16 protein-coding genes are annotated in these 18,586 nt (G+C 46.9%); 15 read left to right on the forward strand and 1 reads right to left on the reverse strand.

Features of this window, described 5'->3' with window-relative positions:
* Positions 1–16 precede the first annotated feature (16 nt).
* The 15 genes from CBF27_RS05735 to ileS all read left to right on the forward strand — a co-directional run bounded on the left by CBF27_RS05735 (position 17) and on the right by ileS (position 17,217).
* A complete protein-coding gene (locus CBF27_RS05735) occupies positions 17–403 on the forward strand; it encodes a hypothetical protein (protein WP_126813304.1) in 387 nt (128 codons plus the stop codon).
* Positions 403–2,295, forward strand: coding sequence for a penicillin-binding transpeptidase domain-containing protein (locus CBF27_RS05740; RefSeq protein WP_126813306.1), 1,893 nt, complete (start codon positions 403–405; stop codon positions 2,293–2,295). The genes CBF27_RS05735 and CBF27_RS05740 overlap by 1 nt, the downstream gene beginning before the upstream one ends.
* A 20-nt stretch (positions 2,296–2,315) precedes the next feature.
* Positions 2,316–3,785, forward strand: coding sequence for a UDP-N-acetylmuramoyl-L-alanyl-D-glutamate--2,6-diaminopimelate ligase (locus tag CBF27_RS05745; RefSeq protein ID WP_126813308.1), 1,470 nt, complete (start codon positions 2,316–2,318; stop codon positions 3,783–3,785).
* A gap of 9 nt (positions 3,786–3,794) precedes the next feature.
* Entirely contained in the window at positions 3,795–4,760 is a 966-nt protein-coding gene (gene mraY, locus CBF27_RS05750; RefSeq protein ID WP_126813310.1) for a phospho-N-acetylmuramoyl-pentapeptide-transferase, read from the forward strand.
* An 18-nt stretch (positions 4,761–4,778) separates the two neighbouring features.
* On the forward strand, positions 4,779–6,143 hold the full coding sequence (gene murD / locus CBF27_RS05755) for a UDP-N-acetylmuramoyl-L-alanine--D-glutamate ligase (protein WP_126813312.1): 1,365 nt from the start codon (positions 4,779–4,781) through the stop codon (positions 6,141–6,143).
* Between the two features lie 8 nt (positions 6,144–6,151).
* Complete coding sequence (murG, locus tag CBF27_RS05760) at positions 6,152–7,243, forward strand: undecaprenyldiphospho-muramoylpentapeptide beta-N-acetylglucosaminyltransferase (RefSeq protein WP_126813314.1); 1,092 nt, start codon at positions 6,152–6,154, stop codon at positions 7,241–7,243.
* A 22-nt stretch (positions 7,244–7,265) separates the two neighbouring features.
* Positions 7,266–8,306, forward strand: coding sequence for a cell division protein FtsQ/DivIB (locus tag CBF27_RS05765; RefSeq protein WP_126813316.1), 1,041 nt, complete (start codon positions 7,266–7,268; stop codon positions 8,304–8,306).
* A gap of 134 nt (positions 8,307–8,440) precedes the next feature.
* The gene (gene ftsA, locus CBF27_RS05770; protein WP_126813318.1) at positions 8,441–9,769 is read left to right on the forward strand and encodes a cell division protein FtsA; all 1,329 of its coding nucleotides are present in this window, start codon (positions 8,441–8,443) and stop codon (positions 9,767–9,769) included.
* Between the two features lie 21 nt (positions 9,770–9,790).
* Complete coding sequence (gene ftsZ / locus CBF27_RS05775; RefSeq protein ID WP_126813320.1) at positions 9,791–11,026, forward strand: cell division protein FtsZ; 1,236 nt, start codon at positions 9,791–9,793, stop codon at positions 11,024–11,026.
* Positions 11,027–11,041: 15 nt separating this feature from the next.
* Positions 11,042–11,725: a YggS family pyridoxal phosphate-dependent enzyme gene (locus tag CBF27_RS05780; protein ID WP_245985970.1), complete on the forward strand. Its 684-nt coding sequence runs from the start codon at positions 11,042–11,044 to the stop codon at positions 11,723–11,725.
* Complete coding sequence (locus CBF27_RS05785) at positions 11,718–12,314, forward strand: cell division protein SepF (RefSeq protein WP_245985972.1); 597 nt, start codon at positions 11,718–11,720, stop codon at positions 12,312–12,314. Before CBF27_RS05780 ends, CBF27_RS05785 begins: the two co-directional genes overlap by 8 nt.
* Positions 12,315–12,328: 14 nt before the next feature.
* Positions 12,329–12,616: a YggT family protein gene (locus CBF27_RS05790; RefSeq protein ID WP_245985974.1), complete on the forward strand. Its 288-nt coding sequence runs from the start codon at positions 12,329–12,331 to the stop codon at positions 12,614–12,616.
* Positions 12,617–12,645: 29 nt separating this feature from the next.
* Entirely contained in the window at positions 12,646–13,428 is a 783-nt protein-coding gene (locus CBF27_RS05795; RefSeq protein WP_126813324.1) for a YlmH family RNA-binding protein, read from the forward strand.
* A gap of 16 nt (positions 13,429–13,444) precedes the next feature.
* A complete protein-coding gene (locus CBF27_RS05800; protein ID WP_126813326.1) occupies positions 13,445–14,158 on the forward strand; it encodes a DivIVA domain-containing protein in 714 nt (237 codons plus the stop codon).
* Positions 14,159–14,430: 272 nt separating this feature from the next.
* Entirely contained in the window at positions 14,431–17,217 is a 2,787-nt protein-coding gene (ileS, locus tag CBF27_RS05805; RefSeq protein ID WP_126813328.1) for an isoleucine--tRNA ligase, read from the forward strand.
* A 48-nt stretch (positions 17,218–17,265) separates the two neighbouring features.
* On the opposite strand, the gene CBF27_RS05810 is transcribed toward ileS, so the two are convergent.
* Positions 17,266–18,489, reverse strand: a complete 1,224-nt coding sequence (locus CBF27_RS05810) for a pyridoxal phosphate-dependent aminotransferase (protein ID WP_126813330.1) — start codon at positions 18,487–18,489, stop codon at positions 17,266–17,268.
* Positions 18,490–18,586: the final 97 nt, after the last annotated feature.

The raw sequence follows: 18,586 nt of genomic DNA on the forward strand, positions 1-18,586 counted from the left end.
AGGATGGGAATGACAATTGACAAATGCTGAAAAACATAATCATGAGCAACTTGATATACCTGTTGTTCAACCATCCACTAAAGAGAAGGTATTGACAGAGGTAACACCGTATCTGGTTCCTAAACGGAAACTGGACAAAGTGTCGAAATTAGAAAAACTTGTTGTGGCACTGTTTATTGTCACATTTGTCGTCTTGTCAGTGGCCACAGTCCAGCTGTCAACGGCTATCAATCAAGAAGAAAAACCCATCACTGCCATCCAACAGGAAGTCAGCGCCGATAAAGAGATCATAGAACAATTGGAGCAGGAAAAAAACGAGCTTAGCCGAAAAGACAGAGTGAACAAAATTGCTGAAGAAGCAGATGTCAAACATCGTGAAGAGAATATAAGGAACATTCGGTAATGAACAAAGAAAAGCTAATCATAAAGTTAAAAAAAATCAAAGCAAAAATTGACAAAAAAAACTTATCACCAGCAGGCAATAGAAAAAAAGTAGGAGTTATCCTTTTTGCGGCTTCTATTGCCGTTTTTTTAATATTCGCTATTCGCTTCTCCTATCTGATAACAGTCGGCAAGGTAGCGTCTGAAAGTCTCAGCGAAAAAAAGCAAGCATTATATCAAGGTAGTAGCGTGGTTAAAGCAAAACGAGGGACCATATATGATCGCAATGGCCAAGTGATTGCAAAAGACGCTACTTCTTATTCTTTATATGCCGAGCTGGACGAGGAATTTATCGGTTTGAACGGCAAGGAACTGTTTGTTCATGAAAAGGACCATGGGCGTATTGCAGAAATTCTCAATAAATACGCCGGTGTGGAAAAAGAACTGACACTGAAACAACTGTCCCAGACAACAAACGAAGCAGGCGATAAAATCAAAAGTGTGGAGTTCGGCGCAGCCGGAAAAAACTTGTCGCTTGAAACTAAACTCAACATTGAAGCTGCTTTGGAGAAAGCGAAAATCACAGGGATTTATTTTATGGAGCATCCGGCACGCATGTATCCCAACGGTGTTTTTTCATCGCATTTGATTGGCTATGTGGCACCGAGCGATAAGAAAAATGAAGACTCCGCTTTGACAGGCGTCATGGGGATCGAAGCCGCGTATGACGATTTGTTGAAAGGGAAAGACGGGCTGAAATATTACCAGCGTGATGTCAATGGCAATGAAATACCCGGGACAGCTGTCATCGACAAAGAGGCTGAGGACGGACAGGACATTTATACGACCATTGACAGCAACTTGCAGTTTCGGCTGGAGGAACTGATGGATGAAGTGGCAAAAGAAGCCGAGCCAGTCGAAGCAACGGCAACTGTGGTCGACCCGGCGACGGGCGAGGTTCTGGCAGCATCTCAACGGCCGACCTTTAATCCGGAAACCAAAGAAGGTTTAACGAAAGAAAAGAAAGACGACCCGGAACCGACTTGGCAAAATCTGCTTGTGCAGAGCTCCTTCGAACCCGGCTCCACAATGAAAGTCTTTACCGTTGCCGCGGCTGTAGAGTCCGGTAATTTTAATGAACATGCGACATTTCAGTCGGGGTCGATTGACGTGGGTGATGCAACAATTAATGACTGGGATTTTGGTAGCGGCATGTTGACTTTTCGACAGGCTCTGGCTCATTCCAGCAACGTCGGAATGGTACATCTTGAACAAAAAATGGGCGAGCAGTGGCCCAAGTTTCTAAATAAGTTTGGTTTTGGACAAACGACCAATTCAGGTTTAGGCGGGGAAATTACCGGCAGCATCCAGGACAGCACGATCGTGGATACGGCGATGACTTCATTTGGTCAGGCCATATCGGTGACGCCTGTTCAAATGTTGCAAGGATTCACGGCAATTGCCAATGGCGGCGAGATGATGCGCCCGCAATTCATTAAGAAAACGACAAGACAAGGCGGCAAAGACAATGTTCTCAAACCGACTGTTGTCGGTACACCGATTGAAGCAACGACAGCTAATGCAGTATTGACATACATGGGTGATGTTGTAAATGATGCGAATTATGGTACTGGTTACGGCGTGTATGATATTGAAGGAGTCAATGTCTCAGCTAAAACAGGCACAGCCCAGATTTTTGATGAAAAACAAGGAAAATATTTAAGTGGAGCCAGAGATTATGTCTATTCTGTCGTGCAAATTGCACCGACAGAAGATCCGAAGTATATTGTTTATGTCACGATGAAGCAACCTTCGGATAAGGTTGGTCCTGACCAGATGATTGCTAAAATTTCCAACGGCATCTTGAAACACGCGCTTCAAATTGAAGCGGGGGATACCCCGAGCGATAACTAATGAACGAAGGAGACTTGTTTATGAACGGTGAGCAGATTAAAAATGCGCTACAACTTGTGAAAAAAAATGATACAGACTTGCGGCATGTCCGCGTCTCGCAAGTTCAACATGATACCCGCAAGGTAACAGAAAACACTTGTTTTGTGTGTATTGTCGGCGCTGTTGTCGACGGCCATCAGCTGGCCGACGAGGCGGTCGCCAAAGGTGCAACGCTGATTGTTGCAGAAAAAGAACTGTCAGTGGCTGTGCCGGTGCTCTATGTAAATGATACTCAAAAAGCACTCGCTCAGCTCAGTGTACTGGCAACAGGCAATCCCAGCAGCAAGTTGGGCATGGTCGGTGTCACAGGCACCAACGGCAAAACAACCATCACACACGTTGTGGCATCAATCCTTGATGACAACAACCGTTCATCCGGTATTATCGGAACGATGTACAGTAAAATCGGCGACCGGCAAATTCCTGTTGCCAATACCACGCCCGACAGTTTGACCACACAGCAATTGCTGGCGGATATGGTCGCAGACGGTCTGACCCATTGCACGATGGAGGCGTCATCCCATGCGCTCATTCAAGGCCGGGTGCGGGGAATTGATTTTGACGTGGCTGTGTTCACCAATTTGACGCAAGACCACTTGGAATACCACCATACAATGGAAGAATACTTTTTAGCCAAGAGCCTGCTGTTTTCACAGTTAGGAAATGCTTACGGCGAACAGGGAAAACAAAAGCTGGCGGTCATTAACATTGACGATGCGTACGGCGAGCGCTTGATTCCCCTGACAGCAGCGAATGTTTTGACTTACGGCTGTCAAGGCCGGGGCGATATCCAAGCGCAGAATGTCGTGGTTACCAACCACGGCACGTCGTTTGATTTGCTGTTTTTAGGCGAGATTTATCCTGTCACCATGAAAATGATTGGCGACTTTAACGTGTATAATATACTGGCGGCATTCGGCGCCTGTTACGGGCTGGGGCTTGCGTCTGAGGCAATTATCCGGTCCATAGCGAAAATTGAAGGTGTCAAGGGACGGTTCCAGCTAGTACCAAACCATCGTGGAGTGACGGCAATCGTTGATTACGCCCACACGCCGGACGGATTGGAAAATGTATTAAAAACTATTAATAAATTTGCAGAAGGTGCGGTATACTGCGTTGTCGGTTGCGGCGGCGACCGCGACCCGTCGAAGCGGCCGGTTATGGCCGATGTTGCCATGACCTATGCCACACATCCGGTGTTCACATCGGACAACCCGAGGACGGAAGACCCGACAGAAATCATCAAACAAATGACCCGACATTTGAGCGGTAATAAATATGTGGAAATCGTTGAGCGGCGGGAAGCCATCGAGTATGCATTATCAAAAGCAGAAAAACATGATGTGGTACTAATAGCTGGCAAGGGTCATGAAGACTATCAAATTATCGGCACGACCAAACATCACTTCGATGATGTGGAGATTGTGAACGACTATTTTGCGAAACATTAGGAGATAATTATGAAACTTACAGAATTACTGATACCATTGTCACTCAGCTTTGCCATTGTCTTGCTGATCATGCCGTTGTTTATCGCTTATTTTCAGATGAAAAAACACGGCCAGGAAATACAAGATGACGGTCCCACATGGCACATTGCCAAATCAGGCACGCCCACGATGGGCGGTCTGGTGTTTTTGATAGCCATCGTCATTACGACAGTCGTAACAGGTGCTTGGCAGGAGTCATTAACGACCGGACTTTGGCTGATTATCTTTATTTTGGTGTTATACGGCGGGTTAGGCTTTTTGGATGATTTTATTAAAATTTTCAAAAAGCGCAATCTGGGATTGAACTCAAAACAAAAATTTCTGGGACAGGTGCTTGGCGGTCTGGTATTTTATCTGGCTTACCGGATGGAAGGATTTTCCAGCACACTGACACTGCCGCTGATTGGCGATGTCCCGTTGGGGGTACTTTACGGCCTCTTTGCGATATTTTGGCTGGTCGGTTTTTCAAACGCGGTCAACTTGACTGACGGGATCGACGGTCTGGTGTCCGGTTTGGGAATCATTTCATTTGCTGCTTACGGCGTCATTGCGTGGCATCAGCAGCAGACAGACATTTTGCTCATTTGCGTAGCGACTGTCGGTTCTTTGTTAGGATTCTTTATCTACAATAAAAAACCGGCTAAAATCTTTATGGGCGATGTCGGTTCACTGGCGCTGGGCGGCATGTTGGCAGCCATCTCTATTGCCCTGCACCAAGAGTGGACGCTCCTGCTTATTGGTCTGGTGTATGTGATAGAAACCCTCAGCGTGATGCTGCAGGTTGCGTCGTACAAACTGACCGGCAAGCGGTTATTCAAAATGGCGCCGATTCATCATCATTTTGAGATGAGCGGCTGGTCTGAATGGAAAGTGGATATTGTTTTTTGGATAGTGGGATTACTTATGTCGGCGCTCACGCTGGCGATTATACTTTAGCAAGGAGAATCTATACGGATGAAAGCGACAAAGAAATATGAAAATAAAAAGATTTTAGTGCTTGGTTTAGCTAAAAGCGGCGTCGCTGCTGCGGCATTGCTGCACAAGCTGGGGGCTTTTGTGACGGTCAATGACGCCAAGGAATTCGACCAGAATCCTGATGCCCAGCATTTGCTAGAGCTTGGCATCACAGTAATCACCGGCAGCCATCCTGTAGATTTACTTGATGAAGGGTTCGTTTTGATTGTCAAGAACCCTGGGATTCCTTATTCGAATCCTATTCTCGAAAAAGCAATAAAGAAACACATTCCGATTATCACCGAAATCGAACTTGCGTATCAGATTTCAGAAGCCCCGTTTATCGGGATTACAGGTACAAACGGCAAAACAACCACCACAACGATGATTCATCAGCTGCTAAACAGCGAGCGTCAGAAAGGTCAGGCCTACCTTGCCGGGAATATCGGATTTCCGGCAAGTACTGTCGCACAAGATGTGACGGCCGATGATGTGCTGGTAACCGAACTGTCAAGTTTTCAATTAATGGGGGTGGATGAGTTCCGCCCGCACATTGCGGCTATTACTAACTTGTATGAAGCGCATCTGGATTACCACGGCGACAAGGCGGCCTATCTGGCAGCCAAGTGGCGGATTCAGGAAAACATGACAAGTGCTGATTTCCTGCTGTTGAATGTCGACCAGCCGGTGTTTCAAGAGCTGTCGCACCATACACAGGCGACAGTCATCCCATTTTCAACAGCTAAAAAACTGGACAGAGGCGCATGCTTGTCACAAGGTGTGCTGCATTATAATCAGGAAGAAATAATACAGGCATCGGAATTAGGCGTGCCGGGCATACATAATGTTGAAAATGCGCTTGTTGCGATTGCTGTTGCCAAGTTGTCCGGTGTGTCGACAGCTGCTATAAAAGCAACGTTGACACAATTCAGCGGAGTGCCTCATCGGACGGAATATGTCGGTGATGTGGCGGGACGGAAATTTTACAATGACTCGAAAGCAACGAACAGTCTGGCAACAGAAAAGGCACTGAGCGGCTTTGAAAAGAGTCGTCTGGTCTTAATTGCCGGCGGGCTGGATAGAGGCAATGAATTTGCTGAGCTGATTCCGCATTTCAAAGGCTTGAAAGCGGCAGTGTTTTACGGTGAAACGAAAGAAAAATTGAAAAAAGCAGCCGATTCAGCCGGTGTTGAAACAGTTCACTTGGTCGACACGCTTGAAGAAGCTGTGCCTTCTGCTTTTTCGGAAAGTGATGAAGGTGATGCGATTCTGCTGTCACCGGCCAATGCCAGCTGGGACCAGTTTCCAAACTTTGAAGTTCGCGGTGAAACATTCGTTGCATTAATGAAAAAATTAAGTAAGTAGGGATACGCATGAGAGTATTAGTAACAGGAGGCGGCACAGGTGGTCATATCTACCCGGCTGTTTCGCTGGTGAATTATATCAAAGAAAAGCACCCGGAGTCTGAATTTTTGTACGTCGGTACGAAAAAAGGTCTCGAAAGTAAAATCGTGCCGGATAAAGGCATTCCATTTAAGTCGATTGAAATCCAAGGGTTTAAACGCTCTCTGTCGTTGGAAAACGTCAAAACAGTTTATAAATTTGTCAAGGGCATTGCCGCTGCCAAGAAGATTATCCGTGATTTTCAGCCGGACATCGTCATGGGGACTGGCGGATATGTCTGTGGGCCGGTGGTCTACGCTGCTCATAAACTGCACATCCCTACCATCATTCATGAACAAAACAGCGTGGCGGGCGTCACCAATAAATTTCTTGCACGCTACGTTGATAAAATCGGCATCGCTTTTGCGGAAGCGGCCGCCAGTTTTCCTGAAGATAAAGTCGTACTGGTCGGCAATCCAAGGGCGCAGGAGGTTGCAGGGACCGAAACATCCGACATTCTGTCAGATTACCAGCTGGACCCGGGCAAACCGACGGTGCTGGTCTTCGGCGGCAGCCGCGGGGCATTGAAAATCAATCAGGCAATGACGGAAAGTTTGCCGCTGTTGGCGGACAAACCCTATCAGGTGCTTTACGGTTCAGGCGATGTCTATTTTGACACAGTGCAGACGGCGCTGGCCGATTTGCCGGCAATGCCCCATGTTAAAATTGTACCGTATATTAAAAACATGGAGCGCGTGATGGTCAATGTCGACTTAGTTGCAGGGAGAGCAGGCGCCACATCACTGGCAGAATTTACGGCATTGGGCTTGCCGGCAGTGCTTATCCCCAGCCCTAATGTAACGAATGACCATCAGACGAAAAACGCTATGAGTCTGGTGAACAAAGGTGCAGCTGTAATAATCAAGGATGCTGAACTAACAGGCGAAAAGCTCGTCAATGCGATTGATGGGATTATGGCAGACCCAAAGCGCAGACAGCAGATGGCGCAAGCTTCCCGCAAACAGGGGATTGCCGATGCGACGGACCGCTTGTATCAGCTGGTTGAAGAATTATTGGCTTAATGCAGAATGGAGGTAAGTATCATTGAGTAAAGACAAGAACGAGCCGAACGGTAACGAGTCGGAAGATAAGCAGGTGATGCTTACACCATGGCAGAAAGAAAACCAGAAGTACCGGGAAATGAATGGGAATCAGCAGGGGGAAACGGCATCACACGAGACTTCGGAAGAAACGCCGGAAAAAGTGCCGCCACCTGCCGAAATACTTGATACGAGTCAAACTGAAAAAGAAGATTCACGCTTTGAAAATGTGAAAAAAAGATTCAAAGCGGCTATTGAACACAACAAAGAAACGTTAAAAAGACCCAAGACGCCACAAGAAAAAAAGCTGATAAAGCAGCTCATCCTTATTTTATCTGTTTTAGGCATGGCGATGCTGATTACAATTTATTTTATCTCTCCGTTAAGCAAAGTTGACAATATTGTCATCGCAGGAGTTGAAAAGTCCGACCCGCAATCAATTGCGACGTCATCCGGTATTCGAGTGGGCGGACCGCTGTGGCAACAGTATCGTCAAAGGCAAGTTATAGCCAACAGCGTTTTGGAGGAGAATCCCCGGTTGAAGAGTGTCGCAGTTTCAATCGTTGATTTAAACCGGTTGAAAGTCAGCGTGGAGGAATACCCGATTGTTGCTTATGCGAAACAAGGCGACCAGTTCTTCCAAGTAATTGAAAGCGGGAAAATCATGCAGGATGAGCCTGTGACAGAATTTTCAGAAAAATTACCTGTATTGCGGGATTTTAAAGAAAATGATAGTTTACAAGAAGTGATAAAAGCGTATAATCAATTTGACGCAAGTATCCAGCGTCAAATTATGGAAATACAGTCGCTGGCCACCAAAAAAAATCCGTTCCGCATCAAGTTGTTTATGAAAGACGGCAATGAGGTTATTGGGTTGTCGACGACGATTGCTACCAAGATGCCTTATTATGACAAAGTGGTCGCGGAAATGGATGAAAAAGGCGTCATTGACATGGAAGCAGGCGACTCTGGTATCTTTTCCTACCCGTTCAGTCTGAGAGAAAAGGAAGAGACAAAAAATTCTACAGAAAATTCAACAGATTAAGTAAAAAAAGATGTAAGAAAACAGGTATTCTCCTTTCTTTACTAGTGATAGTTATGATAGAATTGTATGAGGTATCGGATAAAAAAGGGAACGTCTGTTAAATATATAGAGAGGAAATAGGAGGGACACCTTTCATGGCGAAAACAGGGATTTATGTGAGTCTTGATATTGGAACAACATCAGTGAAAGTTGTAGTCGCTGAATATATAGAAAATCAAATCAATATAATTGGTGTGGGAAATGCAAAATCAAGAGGATTGGACAGAGGGATTGTCATTGACATTGACAAGACAGTGGAATCGATTCAGCGTGCGGTCAAGCAGGCTGAAGAAAAATCCGGCATCCAAATCCGAAGTGTCAATGTCGGTTTGCCGGCCAATCTGCTGGAAGTTGAAAAATGCGAAGGCATGATAGCCGTCAATACAGAATCAAAAGAAATTACTGCCGAAGATGTCAGAAATGTGGCAGCGGCAGCTGTTGTCCGCTCAACCCCGCCTGAACGCCAAGTGATCACGCTTATTCCGCAGGAGTACAAAGTCGATGGCTTTGAAGGGATTCAAGATCCGCGCGGTATGATAGGCGTTAGATTGGATATGAAAGGTTTGCTGTTCACCGGACCGAAAACGATCATTCACAACATTCGCAAGTGTGTTGAAAAAGCGGGTTTGGGTCTGGATGAAATGGTGATTACTCCTCTTGCTCTGGCTGAGTCCATCTTGTCTGACGGCGAGCGGGACTTCGGTACGACAATTATCGACATGGGCGGCGGGCAGACAACCACAGCCGTCATGTATGAAAAAGAATTGAAATTTGCACACGTGGAACAAGAAGGCGGCGAGTTTGTCACGAAAGATATTTCAGTGGTATTGAATACGTCGCTGACCAATGCCGAAGCATTGAAAATAAATTATGGCTATGCTTATCCGGAGCGGACATCCGTCAATGAAGAGTTTCCGGTGGATGTCATCGGACAAAACGAGCCGGTCAAAGTCAATGAAAAATATTTGTCGGAAATCATTGAAGCGCGCGTAGAACAGATTTTCAACAAGTCCAAAGCAGTACTGGACAGTATCGATGCGCTGGATTTACCGGGCGGTGTCATTTTAACAGGCGGTGCCGCCAGTCTTCCAGGAGTGATTGAACTGGCTGCAGATATTTTCAAGACAAACGTCAAACTGTATGTGCCGAATCACATGGGCTTGCGTAACCCGATATTTGCCAATGCCATTGCCATTGTCGAATATGTTGCCCAGTTGGATGACATTTATCACATTTCCAAATTGGCTATTTCCGGAAATAAACCAAAGGCCAAACGCATGACGGAAGCTGCCGTCCAGCAGCCGGCCTCAGAAGTGAAAGCCAGTGATGCACCAACACAAGAAACTGCACCAACGAATAATGAATCCAAAGAGACCGGCGTGGTCGGCAAACTCAAAGGATTATTGTCCAATATATTTGATTAATTCGAAAGGGGAAAAAGAATAATGAATTTTTCTTTAGATAATGACATGCATACTGGCGCTGTAATCAAAGTAGTCGGTGTCGGCGGGGCAGGCGGCAATGCTGTCAACCGCATGATTGACGAAAATGTCAAAGGCGTTGAGTTTATTGTCGCAAACACAGATGTACAAGCACTTAAAAATTCAAAAGCTGAAACCGTGATTCAATTAGGACCTAAGTTTACTAAAGGATTAGGTGCAGGATCATTGCCGGAAGTCGGTATGAAAGCGGCAGAGGAAAGCGAATCAGCCATTGCCGAGGCGTTGGAGGGGGCCGATCTGGTCTTCATCACTGCCGGCATGGGCGGCGGAACAGGTACAGGTGCCGCACCGATCGTGGCCCGGATTGCCAAAGGCCAGGGCGCGCTGACTGTCGGCGTAGTGACCCGTCCGTTCAGTTTTGAAGGACCGAAACGCAGCCGCTTTGCTGCAGAAGGAATTTCTCAGCTGAAAGAAAATGTGGATACACTGGTTATTATTTCCAACAACCGTCTGCTTGAAGTTGTCGATAAAAAGACACCGATGCTGGAAGCTTTCCGAGAAGCGGACAACGTCCTGCGTCAAGGGGTCCAAGGTATCTCTGATTTAATTACTTCTCCGGGCTATGTCAATCTTGACTTTGCCGACGTGAAGACTGTGATGGAAAATCAGGGGACGGCGCTGATGGGGATTGGTGTGGCCAGCGGTGAAGAAAGAGTCATCGAGGCAACCAAAAAAGCCATCGCGTCTCCGCTGCTTGAAACATCTATCGACGGTGCCGAGCAAGTCCTGCTTAACATCACCGGCGGTCTGGACATGACATTGTTCGAAGCACAGGATGCTTCTGAAATCGTGTCAAGCGCTGCAAGCGGCGATGTCAATATTATTTTGGGAACATCTATTAATGAAAATCTTGGCGATGAGATTGTCGTGACAGTCATTGCAACAGGTATTGATCCGGGAAAAAAGGAACGCGGTCATTCTAGAGGAGCGAGTCAGCCAGGACATGGTCTGGCTTCAAAGTCAGTTAGAATGACCAAAGATATCGAACCGGCTGCAACTACTGAAAGCGACAGCGCGTTCGGCGATTGGGATATTCGCCGCGAACCGAGCGTCCGCAACACACCGGAAGAGAGTCCGTTCGATTCCATCGAAAAAAAAGATTTTGACACGTTTAAAGAAGACGATTCTTCAGACGATGACGAGTTGAGCACACCGCCATTTTTCAGAAGAAAAAGGTAAGGGAGTGACTTGAGATTGCAAGCAGAGCATATTAAGGCAAACGTTGCCGCTATTCAAGAAAAGATAGAGGCTGCCTGTCTGGCTGCTGGCCGCAGTCTTGATGATGTGACATTGGTTTGTGTCAGTAAATCAGTGTCGCCTGAAACTGCCGCTTTAGTGGTGGATTCAGGTGTGACACATCTGGCAGAGAACCGCATGGAAAAACTTTTAGAAAAAAAGGCTGCCTTACAAGCGAAGGAACCGATTATCTGGCATTTTGTCGGCAACTTGCAGCGGCGTAAGGTAAAGTCCGTGATTAATGAAATCGACTATTTTCACGCACTATCCAGTCTGTCTTTGGCAGCCGAAATTGAAAAACGAGCTGAAAAACCAATTAAGTGCTTTGTTCAAGTCAATGTGTCAGGGGAAGAAAGCAAACAAGGTGTCACGCCTGATGAGGCGGCGCACTTTGTGGCGCAAGTGTCAGCATACCCGAAGATACAAGTTGTGGGTTTGATGACGATGGCTCCCATTGATGCAACTGACAGCGAGTTGCTGGATTATTTCAGTACACTGAGGCAATTACGGGATGTCATCCGGGCTGCCGGTCATGCACATGCTCCTTGTCGGGAGTTAAGCATGGGGATGAGCCGGGACTTTGAACAGGCGATACAAGCTGGAGCTACTTTTATCCGCGTTGGTTCAGCATTCTTTGAGTAACACGAAAGAGGTGGAAAAGGATTTGAAAATGTTTAACCCGAAGAAATTCTCAAGCTTTTTTGGCTTAGATGATACAGTAGAAGAGTACGAATATGCACCGGAGACTCCGCATCAGCAAGAGTCCGTGCAAGAAAGCCGGGGCATATCCTCATTGTTCCAGCGTTCATCTGAAAACAGAGAATTTGAAAACGAAACGCCGGTTTCCTCTCCTTCTTCTGAACAATTAGCGAACAATAAAGTAGTTGAAATGAATGCTTTTCAATCGGTCCCCGAAGCTAATCGACAGAGCAAGGCGGACGTAAGCCAGGCGCTGACACGAAAAATCACCGTTATCGAGCCGAAAACTTACACAGAAGGCAAGGCAATTGCCAAGGCGCTTTTCAGAAAAGAAATTGTGATTATTAATTTTTCGGCAATAGATGAACAACAAGCACGACGAATCGTTGATTTCACAACCGGCACGGTGTATGCACTGGACGGCGATATCCAGCGCATCGGCGATGAAATTTTTCTCTGTACGCCGGCAAGCATCGAAATTGATTCGTCTGTTGCCAAGAGCCTGATAAGCACTCAGTTTTCTGATTATTAAAAGGAAGTGAACAGGTGATATTTGTCTATAAGCTTTTTAACCTGCTTTTTGAGGTTGTTCATATTTATTCGATTATCCTGGTGATTTATGCGCTGCTGTCCTGGTTTCCGGGTGCGTATGATACAGCATTGGGACGATTTATTATTAAAATTTCACGACCGTATTTAAGTTTGTTCGACCACTTGAATCTGTCGTTCGGTCCGATTGATTTCACGATTATTGTGGCAATTCTTGCACTGGAGTTGTCCAGTCAAGGACTGTATTTAATTGTTAGCAGAATCATGTTTGGACTTCTCTATTAGTAAAATTGCATAGAAAGGATGTGATTCTATTGTCTGACGGTGTTTATCAACATTTTCGCAAGGAAGAACATCCTTTTATTGATATGGTAAACGACTGGCTGGAACAAGTCGACAATCAGTATGCACCAGTAACGACTGATTTTTTAAATCCCCGTGAGGCGTATATTCTGCGGACGCTGGTCGGCCAGCGGGACGATATTCTGTGCGCGTTTTACGGCGGTTTTGAAGATGCCGAACGCACATGCAGTATCATGTATCCTGAGTATTACGTGCCGGAAGAAACAGATTATGACATCACACTGCTGGAAGTTATTTATCCGGTAAAGTTCGGCAAACTTTCCCACGGGAAAATACTGGGTACGTTGATGAGTTCAGGCATCAAGCGCGAGCTGATCGGTGACATCATCACTGACGGCAGCCGCTGGCAGGTGTTTGTAAAATCACCGATTGCCGATTACCTCATCACCCAGACCAGAAAAATCGGCTCGTTCGGTGTGCGTCTAGAGCCGAAAGAACTGGAAGAGGTGCTTTTGCCGATTAATGACTGGCAGCTTGAGACAGTCACCCTGAGTTCTTTTAGAATTGATAATCTGATTTCCACGGTATATAATGTATCTAGACAGCGTTCAAAAGAAATGATAGAATCAGGGAACGTTAAAATTAATTGGGTCGAGACCTATCGTCCGGATGCAGTGGTGAGTTATCTTGATATCATCTCTGTCAGAAAGTTCGGCCGGATACAAATTGATGAGACACTCGGGAAATCGAAGAAAAATAAACACAGGCTAGCAATCAAGGTGTTTAGAAAGTAAACAATGAGGTGAAAGCATGAGTATTAAACCAATCGATATCACAAGCAAAAATTTTGATTCAAAATTGCGCGGTTACGATAAAAATCAAGTAGACGATTTTTTAGATCAGATTGCATTGGATTTTGAGCGGGCGATTCAGGATAATCGCGAGCTTGAAAAACGCATCAAGCATGTTGAAGAGAAACTGAATTATTTCAACGAATTAAAGGATTCGCTGAATCAGTCGATCATTGTGGCACAAGACACAGCAGAAAAGCTGAAAGAAAATGCGACACGGGAATCTGATTTGACCCTTCAGTCGGCTCAGGCCCAGTCAGAAGATATTTTGGCGCGCGCCAACCGGATTTCTGAAGAGACTATTGATGAAGCAACGACTAAAGCCAATGATATTTTACAGGAAGCAAGCAACCGTGCCAAACAACTTGCAGTCGAAACCGACGACTTGAAGAAAAAGACACGTGTCTTCCACCGTAATTTAACAATGATGCTGGAATCCCAGCTGGAGTTGGTGAAGAGCGATGAATGGGACGACTTGTTGAAACCGTTCGGTGCTTACGTGGATAACACGCAGACAGCCTTCAAGGAAGTTTTGGAGTCCGTGCAGTCGTCTGAAGAAGGCGGCTATCTGGCAGCAGACGACCATGAAGAGACGCTGGCTGTTGAAGAAGCGGCGCCGGAGCTTGAACAAACGATTACTAAAACGTCAGTGGTTTTTCCTGACGACGAATAAAAAATACAAGGTACATGAAACAGAAAAGCTTGTCTGCCATGCTTAAAGTGAGCCGGGGATAGTGAAAACCCGGCAGCCTCTGCGACAAGAAAGATCCTTCATGTGAGTACTTTGCTGAATGAAGTAGGCAGAGCTGGGTAACGTCATTAACCGTTTCAGAGGAAGATTGCGAGGCAATCTTTGAATGCGGGTGGTAACACGAAAACTTCGTCCCTATTGGGGGCGGAGTTTTTTTATTTATAGAAAGACAAATTGAAAGGATACAGACAATCATGAAAATGAAAGAGACACTACAGCTTGGTAAAACTGATTTCCCGATGCGGGGCAATTTACCGGTCAGAGAAGTCGACTGGCAGAAAGAATGGGAAGAGCAGGATTTGTACGGACAGCGGCAAAAATTGAATGAAGGCAAACCGACATTTGTGCTGCACGACGGACCGCCTTATGCCAACGGCAACGTCCACTTGGGGCACGCCCTGAACAAGGTGAGCAAGGACATCATCATCCGCTACAAGTCGATGTCCGGCTACCGCGCACCGTATGTGCCGGGATGGGACACACATGGTCTGCCGATTGAACAAGTTTTGACGAACAAAGGCATCAAGCGCAAAGAAATGTCCCGTTCAGAGTATTTGCAAAAGTGCCGCGACTACGCACTGTCGCAGGTGGACAAACAGCGTGAAGATTTCAAACGTCTGGGAATTTCCGGCGATTGGGACCATCCGTATATCACACTGGACCCTAAGTATGAAGCTGCCCAGATTCGTGTATTCGGGAAGATGGCTGAAAAAGGCTACATTTACAAAGGTCTGAAGCCGATTTACTGGTCGCCGTCCAGCGAGTCGTCGCTTGCCGAAGCGGAGATCGAGTACAAGGATGTCAAATCACCGTCGATTTATGTGGCGTTTCAAGTGGCGGACGGCAAAGGTGTGCTGGATGACAACACGTATTTTGTCATTTGGACAACGACACCGTGGACGCTGCCGGCCAACTTGGGCATCTCTGTTCATCGTGAATACAAATATGTTGCCGTCGAAGTCGGAGGGAAAAAATATATCGTTGCCAAAGACCTGCTGGCTGATGTTGCCGAGGAAATCGGCTGGGAAAATCCGAAAGTCGTGGCAGAGTATGAAGGCGGCGAATTTGAGTACATGACAGCCCACCATCCGTTTTATGATAGAGAGTCGTTAGTGATGTGCGGCGACCACGTGACGCTGGAAGCGGGGACCGGTCTGGTTCATACATCACCGGGTCACGGGGAAGATGACTACTTTGTCGGCAAACAATACGGCTTGGATATTTTGTCGCCGGTGGACAGCCGCGGTGTGTTCACAGCGGAAGCGCCGGGACTCGAAGGGGTCTTTTATGATAAAGCCAATCCGATTGTTACCGGCTGGCTGGAAGAAAAGGGCGCGCTCTTGAAGCTTGATTTCTTCACACACAGCTACCCGCATGACTGGCGTTCCAAAAAACCGGTCATTTACCGTGCGACGCCGCAGTGGTTTGCGTCAATTGATAAATTCAGGGAAAACATTTTGTCAGAAATCGAAAAAGTCGATTGGATTATTCCGTGGGGCAAGACCCGTCTTTACAATATGGTCCGCGACCGCGGCGATTGGGTCATTTCCCGCCAGCGGACATGGGGCGTGCCGCTGCCGATTTTCTACGGTGAAAACGGCGAGCCGATTATCACAAAAGAAACCATCGCGCATGTCTCCAACTTGTTTGCCGAGCACGGGTCCGGCATTTGGTTTGAACGGGAAGCTGTTGACCTGCTGCCTGAAGGTTTCACGCACGAAAGCAGCCCGAACGGCAAGTTTACAAAAGAAATGGATATCATGGATGTCTGGTTTGACTCGGGTTCTTCCCATGAAGCGGTGTTGAAGCAGCGTCCGGAGCTGACTTTCCCGGCGGATATGTATCTGGAAGGGTCCGACCAGTACCGCGGCTGGTTCAACTCAAGTATCACGACCAGCGTGGCAATCAACGGTGTGGCGCCATATAAAGCGGTGCTGTCGCAAGGCTTCACCCTTGACCCGCAAGGCAGAAAGCAGAGCAAATCATTGGGCAACGTCATCGCGCCGGATAAAGTCATCAAGCAAATGGGGGCCGATATCCTGAGATTATGGGTAGCCAGTGTGGACTATGAATCTGACGTGCGCGTGGACATGAACACGTTGCAGCAAATTGCTGAAGTGTACCGTAAAATCCGCAACACGATGCGTTTCCTGCTGGCCAACACGTCTGACTTCGACCCGTCAGTGCACCGTGTGGCTTACGACAATCTGCGTTCAGTCGACAAATACATGATGATCCGGTTGAATCAAAAAATCAGAACCATGCGTGAAAAGGGCTATGACAACTATTCATTCTCAACGGTCTACAAAGAGCTGGTTAATTTCTGTACGGTCGATTTGTCCGCATTTTATTTGGACTTTGCCAAGGATGTCGTTTACATTGAAGCAGCCGATAATCCTGAACGCCGCGCCATGCAGACGGTCTTTTATGACACGCTGGTGGCTCTGACTAAATTAATGACACCGATTCTGCCGCATACAGCGGAGGAAATCTGGTCGCATTTAAGCGAAACGGAAGCGTATGTGCAATTGGCGGAAATGCCGGGCTGGCAGGAGTTTTCCGGTCAGGAGGAAATCTTGTCCGAGTGGCAGGCATTCATGGCTTTCCGCGACCATGTGCTGAAAGCTCTTGAGATGGCACGGAACGACAAACTGATCGGCAAGCCGTTTGAAGCCAAGGTGACCGTGTACCCGAGCGAGCCGGTGCGGGAATTGCTGCTGTCACTCAATACAAATCTGTCGCAAGTGCTGATTGTCTCAGAATTTGTGATGGCGGATGCGTCAGCTGAAGTACCTGACAATGCGGTTGTTTTTGACGATGTATCCATTCTCGTGGAGCATGCTGTCGGAGAGACTTGCGAACGCTGCCGGGCAATCAAAGACGATGTCGGCAGTCATCCGGCCCTTCCGACTTTATGCGACCGCTGTGCGGTCATTGTTGAGGAAAATTATCCGGAAGCAGTGGCAGAAGGCTTTGAATAAACAAAAAGTGTTGAAAGATAATCACAGCGATTATCTTTCAACACTTTTTTAGATTGTTTTTTGCCGGTAGCCTGCTAAAAAGTCAGCCAGGCTGTCGGTCGTGTGCGATAAGTCTTCCAGCTTCGGCAAATAAACGATGCGGAAGTGGTCGGGGGTATCCATGTTGAAGCCCTTGCCGTGAACCAGCAGGATATGTTTTTCATGCAGAAAATCAAGCACAAACTGCTCATCGTCCAATATGTTGAATTTTTCCGTATCGATTTTCGGAAAAATATAAAAGGCGGCTTTTGGCTTGACAGCAGAAATCCCCGGTATGTCGTTCAGTGCCTTTGTAATGAATTCGCGCTGTTCATAAATCCGTCCGCCCGGCAGCAGCAGTTTATCAATGCTTTGATAGCCGCCCAGAGCAGTTTGGATGATGTGCTGGGAGAGGACGTTGGAGCATAGACGCATCGAGGCGAGCATGTTCAGCCCTTCGATATAGTCTTGAACGTGTGTCTTCTCACCCGAAAGCACCATCCAGCCGCAGCGGAAGCCGGCAACGCGATGCGACTTGGAAAGACCGTTCAGCGTGACGGTAAACAAATCCGGAGCCAGCGCGGCGATGGACGTGTGTTCCAGACCGTCCATGACCAGTCTGTCGTAGATTTCATCGGAAAAGATAATCAACTGGTGCTCCCGCGCGACCTTGATGATGTCTTGCAGCAACTCTTCGCTGTAGAGTGCACCTGTCGGGTTATTCGGATTGATGATGACAATTGCTTTGGTTCTATCAGTCACTTTGCTTTTGATGTCGTCAATATCCGGGAACCATTCCGCTTGTTCATCGCAGACGTAGTGCACGGCATTGCCTCCTGCCAGAGAGACGGAGGCAGTCCATAACGGATAATCGGGCATGGGCACCAGCACTTCGTCGCCGTTATTGATCAGTCCCTGCATACACATCGTGATCAGTTCACTGACACCGTTGCCGGTGTAGATATCATTGATGGTAAAATTCTCAAAACCTTTCAGCTGATAGTACTGCTGAATGGCTTTCCGCGCTGAAAAAATCCCTTTTGAGTCAGAATAGCCTTCCGACTCTCTGGCATTTGCGATAACGTCATGAATAATCTCGTTTGGCGCTTTGAAGCCGAACGTGGCCGGGTTGCCCGTATTAAGCTTTAAAATATCTATGCCTCGAGCTTGCATCCGGTCTGCTTCTTCGAGAACGGGCCCGCGTACATCGTAGCTGACATGGTCCAATTTGGCTGATTTTTTGAATTCTCTCATGGTTGAGCATCCCCCTACTTTAAGTTGCGGAAAAAAGACCTTACATAAAAAGTACACTATGGGGACGTAAAAAGCAATAAAACAAATGAGATTTTTC

The organism is Vagococcus acidifermentans (assembly GCF_003987655.1).
GTDB lineage: Bacteria > Bacillota > Bacilli > Lactobacillales > Vagococcaceae > Vagococcus_B > Vagococcus_B acidifermentans.

Coding starts and splice junctions, on each gene's coding strand:
- CBF27_RS05740 (WP_126813306.1), top strand. CDS start 403: ATGAACAAAGAAAAGCTAATCATAAAGTTAAAAAAAATCAAAGCAAAA.
- ileS (WP_126813328.1), top strand. CDS start 14,431: ATGAAAATGAAAGAGACACTACAGCTTGGTAAAACTGATTTCCCGATG.
- CBF27_RS05800 (WP_126813326.1), top strand. CDS start 13,445: ATGAGTATTAAACCAATCGATATCACAAGCAAAAATTTTGATTCAAAA.
- murG (WP_126813314.1), top strand. CDS start 6,152: ATGAGAGTATTAGTAACAGGAGGCGGCACAGGTGGTCATATCTACCCG.
- CBF27_RS05810 (WP_126813330.1), bottom strand. CDS start 18,489: ATGAGAGAATTCAAAAAATCAGCCAAATTGGACCATGTCAGCTACGAT.
- CBF27_RS05745 (WP_126813308.1), top strand. CDS start 2,316: ATGAACGGTGAGCAGATTAAAAATGCGCTACAACTTGTGAAAAAAAAT.
- ftsZ (WP_126813320.1), top strand. CDS start 9,791: ATGAATTTTTCTTTAGATAATGACATGCATACTGGCGCTGTAATCAAA.
- murD (WP_126813312.1), top strand. CDS start 4,779: ATGAAAGCGACAAAGAAATATGAAAATAAAAAGATTTTAGTGCTTGGT.
- mraY (WP_126813310.1), top strand. CDS start 3,795: ATGAAACTTACAGAATTACTGATACCATTGTCACTCAGCTTTGCCATT.
- ftsA (WP_126813318.1), top strand. CDS start 8,441: ATGGCGAAAACAGGGATTTATGTGAGTCTTGATATTGGAACAACATCA.